We start from the raw sequence: 8,032 nt of genomic DNA, 5'->3' as shown, positions 1-8,032 counted from the left end.
CCATGCCCCTACCGTCGAACGCCTCCCGCGTCATACCCCGACCGCCGCATTGCTGCAATTTTTAGAGGCGCCCCGATGTAAATACGCAAGGCGGGGGCATTCAGTATCAGGCTGTAGTGTAGAATCGACGGGTCTCTATGCCGCTGGGCGCCATGCGGTAAGGCGTGCGCGAACCCCAGCCCGAAGTGCAACTGCTCAAAAAAGGTTCTATCTGCCTGATGACAAAAGATATGGTGGGATTATTTGTGCGACAATCGGCGGGGACTGGCGGAGGGGATGGGGCTGATATCCAACCTTCTCCAAGTTTCACCCGGGTCGCGATGACAGCTAAAACGGCGCTGCGGGATATTGCTTCCGCGCGAAACTGTATTGCGGAGAGTTCAAGAATTGTCGACTTCACAGATACTTAGCCGTCGGGACCTCTACGACCTTCTCTGGAGCAAACCGATGACGGCGCTTGCACAGGAGTTCGGGATAGGGGTTCAAACTGTCGAACCACTCGCCGCCAGAGGGGGGGCAATACTCACCGCCAATGAAAAGTTGATACTCCTTCGGCAACTTGGCGCCCTTTCTGTTCAAGCGAATTTCAGGGTGATGCCGCCATCGACAACCAGTTCCAGCCCGGTGACATAGCGCGCCTCATCCGAGGCCAGAAACAACGTTGCATTCGCCACGTCCCAAGCGTCACCCATATGGCCCATCGGCACCTGGGCATCGCGCTTGCGCCACATCGCTTCGACATCGCCATCGCCATAGTCCTGCGCAAGCGCGGCCGAGGTCGCGACCATGGGTGTCCGCATCAGGCCGGGAAGGACCGCGTTCACCCTGATCCCGCGGGCGGCGTATTCCACGGCCGTGGTGCGGGTAAGATGGTTCATCGCCGCCTTGGGCGCGTAATAACCGGCATAGGCCACCCCCGACCACCGCAGTGAAGCGACCGACGAGATATTGATGATCGAACCCCGGCCCTGTTCCAGCATCTGCGGGATGACGTGCTTCATCCCCAGAAAACAGGTCTTGAGATTGACATCAAAGGCGCGATCCCAGTCGTCTTCCGACAACTCGACCACGCCCCCGACTGGCGCGATGCCGATATTGTTGACAAGGATATCCACCGCGCCGAAGCGATCCACGCAGGCCCTGCGAACATCGGCAATCTCGGCAGAAACGGTGGCATCAGCGGCATGAGCCACGGCCTCGCCGCCTTCGGCAGCAATCAGGGCGGCTGTTTCCTCGGCGGCGTCGCGGTTGCGATCTACACACATCACCCGCGCACCCTGGCGGGCCAGCGTGACGGCGATTGCCTTGCCATTGCCCCAGCCCGGCCCGATCGAACCTGCCCCCATCACCAACGCGGTCCTGCCGGCGACCCGATCACCCCGCGTCTGCTGCGATTCCATCACTTATCCCCCCAACATCATGTTCGGCAGCGACGTCGTGATCTGCGGAAACGTGAACAGAAGGCTGACGGTAAACAGCTCCATCAGGACAAACCACATGGCACCGCGGAAGACTTGCGGCAGCGGTGTCTGCCGGTCGATGCCGGCGATCACGAAGCAGTTCAGCCCGACCGGAGGTGTCATCAGCCCGATCTCGCACATCTTGACGCAGAGGATGCCAAACCAGATCGGATCGAACCCCAGATGCTGCACGGTAGGGAACATGATGGGCAGGGTGATGACCATCATCGAGAACGCATCAAGAAACATGCCAAGCGGGATGTAGGACAGCAGAAACAGTGCTATGATGACATGCGGCGGCACCCCGGAATCGCTGATGACCGCGGCAAGCTGTTGGGGCAGCTGGATCAGCGTCAGGAAATAACTGAAAATCCCGGCCCCGATCATGGTGAACAGGATCATCACTGTCGTGGTGATGGTCGAGCGGAAGCTTTCGCCCACAGCCGGCATCACCTTGCTGCCGAGTTCGAGGATCAGCATCAGCAGGGCTGCAACCGCACCGACAGCCGCAGCCTCGGTTGGCGTCATCAGGCCAAGGTAGATTCCGCCCAACACTACCAAAAACAGGACAATCACCTGCCAGGCCTTGGTGGTCGAACTCAGCCGCTCGCCCCAGCTACTGCGGGGGGCAAGATTGGCGCGCGGCATGATGCGTCCGGCAATAAGGCGGATGCCTGCCATGAACACGATGGTGGTAAGGATGCCGGGGACGAACCCGGCGACAAGCATCTTGCCAGCCGATGTCTCGGTCAGCGCGGCATAAAAGATCAGCAGGACACTGGGCGGGATAAGCACGCCGAGAATCCCGCCAGCGGCAACGCTGCCTGCGGCGAGCGCAGGATCATAGCCGGCCTTGCGCATCTCGGGCAGGGCCACGGAGCCGACAGTTGCCGCTGTCGCCACTGACGATCCGGAAGTCGCGGCAAAACCTGCGCTGGTCAGGATCCCGGCCATGGCCAGCCCCCCCGGCATGTGTCCGACCCATTTGTTGGCGACATCGAAAAGCCTTCTGCCGATCTGGGCATGATGGGCGAATGCCCCCATCAAGATGAACAGCGGGATGACCGTCAAGGTTGACGTGGCCGTCGAAGAATAGCTGAAGGACTTCAGCCGGTTCATGAGAAACGCAAGGTTCTCGACCAAGATGATGCCGGTCGCACCGGACAACGCGAGGGTCGCGAAAACGGGCGTCCCCAGCGCGAGCAGAATGAAGATGAGTGCGACGGCGATCGAGGCCGCGATGATCGGGTCCATGTGGTCCTCAGTATTCGTGGGGGGCGGCGACGGGTCCAGGAATGTCCCGGTTAGTAGCGACCAGAATTGCCTTGATGACTGCTTGCACTGCGGCAAACCAAAGCCCGGCCGCCAATGCGATCTTGGTCCACCAGATCGGGATTTGCACAACCCCCCAGCGGAATTCCCGTATCGAGAAAGAATAAGCGGCTTCTTGCGTCGAAGGCCAGGCCAGCAAGGCAAAAACCAGTGCCGCCGCCAGCCATGAAAACCCCTCGACCCATGGTCGCACGGACGGTCCCAGCCGGTCGGTCAGCATCGTCACGCGGATATGGGCGTCGTCCCGCAGAGTCCACCCAAGTCCCAGGAACACCACCATAACCATGCTGAGTTCGGACATCTCGAACAGCCCCGGTACCGTCTGGCCGGTGATCGCCCGGGAAATGACGTCAATCGCGGTTCCGAACATCAGGATGGCCATGAAGATCATGGCGATCCAGCCAAGCAGATCCGAAAGCCGCCGGACGACGGAATGAAGTGCGCTCATTGAGATTCCTTTCGCGATGGACGGTGACGGCCCCGCGGTCAGGGCCGCCACTTGCGAGCTTAGATGCTCTCCGCGATCTCCGAAGGCCGCAACATCTTGCCGTTCGGGTCATGTTTGGCGATTGCCTCGTCGATCAGGCGCTGCATCTCGGCGCCATCGATGCCGGCAGGAGTCGCCACGGTGTCGATCCACGCCTGAACCTCCGCGGGCTGGACGGCAGCGCGCGCCGCGGCCAGTTCTTCCTCGGGGAAGGTGGCGAATTTCACGCCCTCGTTCTTGGCGATCGAGACATACTCGGTCAGCGCACCGTTGTAGATTTCGGCGAACTTGCCGGCGTAAAGCTCGTCGGACAGATCCGTGATGGTTTGCCGGACCTGCTCGTCCAGCCCGTCATAGACCTGCTTGTTCATCACCACAGTTGCCGGACCATGCGGGCCGTCGCCGATGTCGTAAAAGTTCGGCGCGACCTCATGGAGCTTGTAGGCAACCGCGGTGATGAAATCGAAGCCATAGACCCCGTCCAGCACCCCGCGTTCCAGCGACTGATAGACTTCGGGCGCGGTCATCGGCACCGGAATGCCGCCGAGCCGCTCGATCACGTCGGTTGCGACGCCATAGCCGCGGATGCGCTTGCCCTTGATCTGTTCGAGCGAGGTGATCGGCTCGCGCATGACCAATGGAGCATAGTTCCACGTCGTCCAGTACAGCACCTGCGAGCGGTGGCGCTGTTCCCATTCGTCGCGCAGCGGCTGGAACTGGTTATAGACATCGTGGCAGACCTGCTGCAGCGCGTCCGACCGGTTCATGCGGAAATACCATTCCAGCCCACGGGTAACGGGAACCTCGGCCTGATAGTAACCGGGCGAGATCAAGGTGATTTCGGACGTGCCGTCGCGGACGGCGGCCAGATGCTCACCAACCTTGTTGAGGCTGCCCGACCAGTAGCTGCGGATCGAGACCTCGCCGTTGGTGCGCTTTTCCAGTTCTTCTAGGAACCACCGGTCGACCCAGGACGGCCCGGCGGTTTCCGAGACATAGCTGTCAAACTTCAGCGATGTAGCGGCGAAAGCCGGCCGCCCGCGTGACATCAGCAGGCCGCTGGCACCAAGACCGGCCCCGTAGGCGAGAAATTCGCGACGTTTCATTTAGTTTCCTCCCGTTCAAGTTCAGTTAGGCGGGGCTTCTATTGCCCCGGTCTCGAGTTGATCCCGCAATTCGGTCTTTAATACCTTGCCGTAGCTGTTCTTGGGCAAGGTGTCCGTGAAGATGTAACGTTTCGGCCGTTTGAAGGCGGCAATCTGGCTGCGGCACCAGCCGTCCAGAGTTGATGCGTCGCAAGTCGCGCAAGACGCGGCAACGACGAATGCCACGACGTTTTCGCCCCATTCGGGGTCCGGCGTGCCAATCACTGATACCTCATGGACAGCCGGGTGCATCAGCAGTGCCTCTTCGACCTCGCGCGGGTAGATGTTGGTCCCGCCCGAGATGATAACGTCCTTGGAACGATCTGTCAGCGTCAGGAACCCGTCCACGTCCATGTGGCCCATGTCGCCGGTGCGCAGCCAGCCATCCACGATGGTCTCGGCCGTGGCCTCGGGGCGATTCCAGTATCCCAACATGACGGTGGCGCCACGCACCATGATCTCGCCTGTCTTGCCGGGGGGCAGGCAACCGCCGTCAGGGGCGCGTATTTCCACCTCGACCGGGGCTTGTGCATATCCCACCGAGGCGCGCCGCGCCCGCCAGTTCGGGTGGCTTTCATCGGCCACCAGATCGCGCGGCAGGACCGAAATGGTCATCGGCGTTTCGCCCTGTCCGTAGATCTGGATGAAGCGCGGGCCGAGCAGCGCCAGCGCCTCGTCAATATCGGCGGCATACATCGGACCGCCGCCATAGGTAATGGTCTTGATCCCTTGACCCGCATAGCCAACCGCCTTCGCCGCCGTGACCAGCCGCTTGATCATCGTCGGCGCGGCAAAGAAGCAAAGCCCGCCGGGATCCCCTGCCAGCGCGATAATCTCGGCCGGGTCGAAACCACCCGATTCCGGGATCACATGGCATGCGCCGGCGCGAATATACGGAAGCGCGTAAAGGCCGGCGCCATGCGACATCGGCGCGGCGTAAAGGCTGTGGTCCCCGGCCTCGATCCGATCCACGTCGATGGCATAGGCAAAGCTCATTGCCATCAGGTTGCCGTGGCTGAGCATCACCCCCTTGGGTCGCCCGGTCGTGCCCGAGGTGTAGAACAACCATGCAACCGCGTCCGCGGGTAGCGATGGTGGTTGCTTCAGGGCGGCGTCCGCTGCGACCGCGCCGCGATAGTCGTCCGAGTCGATGGTGATCTCGGTGCAGCCCTGCGGCAGAAGTCCCTTGTCTGCCATTTCGCCCGCGCGGGTCAGGATTATCCGGGCCGTGCAGTCTTCCAGAATCCACGCCGCCTCGCGTGGGTGCAGCTTGTAGTTGATCGGCACCACCGTCGCGCCGATCCACCAGCAGGCGTGGATCATCTCCAGATATTCGGCACAATTGGCGGTAAAGATCGCGACTCGGTCGCCCTGCCCCAAGCCCCGCCCCGCCAGCTCTCGCGACAACGCCTGTGCCCGGCGGGCGAGCCTGACGTAGTCGCAGAACGACGCCGCACCAACCTTGATCGCGGGCGCGGAAGGTCGCGCCAGCGCTGTCTGGTAAAGCCACTGCGCGATATTCATCAGGCGCGATCTGCCTTGAGGACCGAGGCAAAGTTGGCCACCGCCGTCCCGCCCATGTTGAACACCAGACCGTGCTCGGCGCCCTTGCGTTGCATCTCGCCGGCCTGCCCGGTCAGTTGCCGGAAAGCCAGCGCGTGCATCGAAACGCCCGTGGCCCCAACCGGATGCCCTTTGGCCTTCAGCCCGCCCGAGAGGTTCACCGGCGTCCGGCCCTCGGCGAAGACGATCCCTTCGTCTAGCGCGCGTTCGCCTTGTCCGGCAGGGGCCAGCCCCATGGCCTCGTAGATCAGCAGTTCTGCGATCGTGAAACAGTCATGAACCTCGGCGAAGTCCAGATCGGCGACCGTTATACCCGCCTCGGCAAAGGCCGCGGCAATGGCGCGGCGGGGGCCGTCGAAGGACAGGAAATCACGCTGCGACATCGGCATGATGTCGCTGACATGGGCGGTGCCGGCAAAGCGGACCCGGCGTTTTGCATCCGAAGCCGCGCGTTCCGATTGCAGCACGATCGCGGCCGCGCCGTCGGTGATCAATGAACAATCGGTCAGCCGCAGGGGCGGCGCAATCTCGGGGTTCCGCTCGGACACGGTGGCGCAATCCTCAACCGACATGGGCCGATGCATTTGTGCCAGCGGGTTTTTCATCGCGTTGCCGTGATTCTTGGACGCAATGCGCGCCATCGCCTGCAATGGGTCTTTATAGCGGTCCTGATACTGCCGCGCAGCGATGCCGAAAAGCTGCGGAAAGCTCAGCGCGGCCTCGGCGGCATCGTTTTGATAACCGGCACCCGCCAGTGCCCGCGTGACATCCTCGGTCGAATTCGATGTCATCTTTTCGGCGCCGACGACCAGCACGGTATCCGCCTTGCCCGCAAGAATCGCATTCATCCCGGCGAAGATCGCGGCCGCGCCGGATGCGCAGGCGTTTTCGCAGCGCGTGGCGGGCTTGTATCGCAGGCCGGGATCAGCCTGATGGATCAGGGACGAAGCGAAGGCATCAGGCACCAGGCCAGAGTTGAAATTTCCCAGATAGACCGCATCGACAGCCGCGCCGCTGACGCCCGCATCGGACATTGCCTCGCGTGCCGCATCGACGATCAGGGTTTCCAGGTTGTCGGACAGCCGGCCGAACCGCGTATGGCCATTGCCAGTGATGTAGATGTTCTGTGACATGCGAATCCCTCCCTTTGGCGAAGGACACTCGCATCATTGCCTACGTGGAGATATTCGTAGTAATACGTAGCCAACCACGTAGTTAAAGCGCCCCATGTCCGATATCGAAGCAGGCTTCCTTGCCGCCCCCGTCGCACTTCTGGTCACGCGACATCGCGTCATGGTCGAATTCAATGATGCCTTCATGGCGATGTTCGGCTACCCCCGCGAAGCGATGCAGAACCAGCTGGTGCGAATGCTTTATCCCACGATCAGCGATTACGAGGCGATCGGCGCCCGGGCGGAATCATGGCTGCGCAGCCATGCCGACCATCAAGACGAGCGTTTCATGCAGCGCCGGGACGGGGAAATCTTCATGGCACGCGCGCATGGGCGCACCACGACGCCGTATGATCCTTTTGCGTTTATGGTCTGGGTGTTTACCGAGGCCGCCGGCCGGCCAAGCCGTATCGACCGGCTGACCCGCCGCGAACGCGAAGTCGCCAACCACATCGTGAACGGACGCACCTGCAAGGAAATCGGCCAGTTGCTCGGCATTTCGTACCGAACGGTCGAGGCGCATCGCGGCGCCGTAATGCGTAAGGTCAACGCTCGCAATACCGCTGATCTGGTGTCCAAAGTCACACTGACCTGACCGGCTGCGTCAAAAATCAACGCTCACAGCGGATCGTGATGGCGCGATACCGAAGCGCCGCCCGCCTGCCCGGATCGGTCAGGCCGAGTTCGGCGGCAGGCGATTTTGAATGTGCTACAAGTCGATTTCCGGCCCGTCCGTGACGGCCCGATCCGGCGCAACCGGCAGCTCGGCGGCATCATCACATCCTACACCCGCGACGCGGCGTGAGTGCAGCCTATCCTGCCGAGATTATGGTGGGAAAATACCACCGCGCCGCCATTGACTGGTAAGCGGTC

At 61.9% G+C, this 8,032-nt stretch carries 8 protein-coding genes; 2 read left to right on the top strand and 6 right to left on the bottom strand.

Annotation, left to right across the window (positions count from 1 at the left end):
* Nucleotides 1-164 precede the first annotated feature (164 nt).
* A complete protein-coding gene (locus ACFSCT_RS01190; RefSeq protein WP_379139484.1) occupies nucleotides 165-410 on the top strand; it encodes a hypothetical protein in 246 nt (81 codons plus the stop codon).
* A 165-nt stretch (nucleotides 411-575) separates the two neighbouring features.
* Here the strand turns inward: ACFSCT_RS01190 and ACFSCT_RS01185 are convergent, their stop codons facing one another.
* Genes ACFSCT_RS01185 through ACFSCT_RS01160 form a run of 6 tightly spaced genes read right to left on the bottom strand, consistent with a single transcriptional unit; the run spans nucleotide 576 to nucleotide 7,120 of the window.
* Nucleotides 576-1,400 (bottom strand): SDR family NAD(P)-dependent oxidoreductase, encoded by an 825-nt coding sequence (locus ACFSCT_RS01185; protein ID WP_379139483.1) that lies wholly within the window; start codon nucleotides 1,398-1,400, stop codon nucleotides 576-578.
* Between the two features lie 3 nt (nucleotides 1,401-1,403).
* The gene (locus tag ACFSCT_RS01180; protein ID WP_379139482.1) at nucleotides 1,404-2,714 is read right to left on the bottom strand and encodes a TRAP transporter large permease; all 1,311 of its coding nucleotides are present in this window, start codon (nucleotides 2,712-2,714) and stop codon (nucleotides 1,404-1,406) included.
* A 7-nt stretch (nucleotides 2,715-2,721) separates the two neighbouring features.
* On the bottom strand, nucleotides 2,722-3,240 hold the full coding sequence (locus ACFSCT_RS01175) for a TRAP transporter small permease subunit (RefSeq protein WP_379139481.1): 519 nt from the start codon (nucleotides 3,238-3,240) through the stop codon (nucleotides 2,722-2,724).
* 59 nt (nucleotides 3,241-3,299) lie between these two features.
* The gene (locus ACFSCT_RS01170; RefSeq protein ID WP_379139480.1) at nucleotides 3,300-4,385 is read right to left on the bottom strand and encodes a C4-dicarboxylate TRAP transporter substrate-binding protein; all 1,086 of its coding nucleotides are present in this window, start codon (nucleotides 4,383-4,385) and stop codon (nucleotides 3,300-3,302) included.
* A gap of 21 nt (nucleotides 4,386-4,406) precedes the next feature.
* A complete protein-coding gene (locus tag ACFSCT_RS01165; RefSeq protein ID WP_379139479.1) occupies nucleotides 4,407-5,948 on the bottom strand; it encodes a class I adenylate-forming enzyme family protein in 1,542 nt (513 codons plus the stop codon).
* Nucleotides 5,948-7,120, bottom strand: coding sequence for a thiolase domain-containing protein (locus ACFSCT_RS01160; RefSeq protein ID WP_379139478.1), 1,173 nt, complete (start codon nucleotides 7,118-7,120; stop codon nucleotides 5,948-5,950). Before ACFSCT_RS01160 ends, ACFSCT_RS01165 begins: the two co-directional genes overlap by 1 nt.
* Before the next feature lie 94 nt (nucleotides 7,121-7,214).
* On the opposite strand from ACFSCT_RS01160, the gene ACFSCT_RS01155 reads away from it, so the two are divergent.
* Complete coding sequence (locus ACFSCT_RS01155) at nucleotides 7,215-7,754, top strand: LuxR C-terminal-related transcriptional regulator (protein WP_379139477.1); 540 nt, start codon at nucleotides 7,215-7,217, stop codon at nucleotides 7,752-7,754.
* Nucleotides 7,755-8,032 lie beyond the last annotated feature (278 nt).

The sequence above is a fragment of the Paracoccus pacificus genome (genome assembly GCF_042680785.1).
GTDB classification, from domain to species: domain Bacteria; phylum Pseudomonadota; class Alphaproteobacteria; order Rhodobacterales; family Rhodobacteraceae; genus Paracoccus; species Paracoccus pacificus.
The sequence above is the reverse complement of the archived record's forward strand: the minus strand, read 5'-3'. Positions and strand labels throughout refer to the sequence as shown.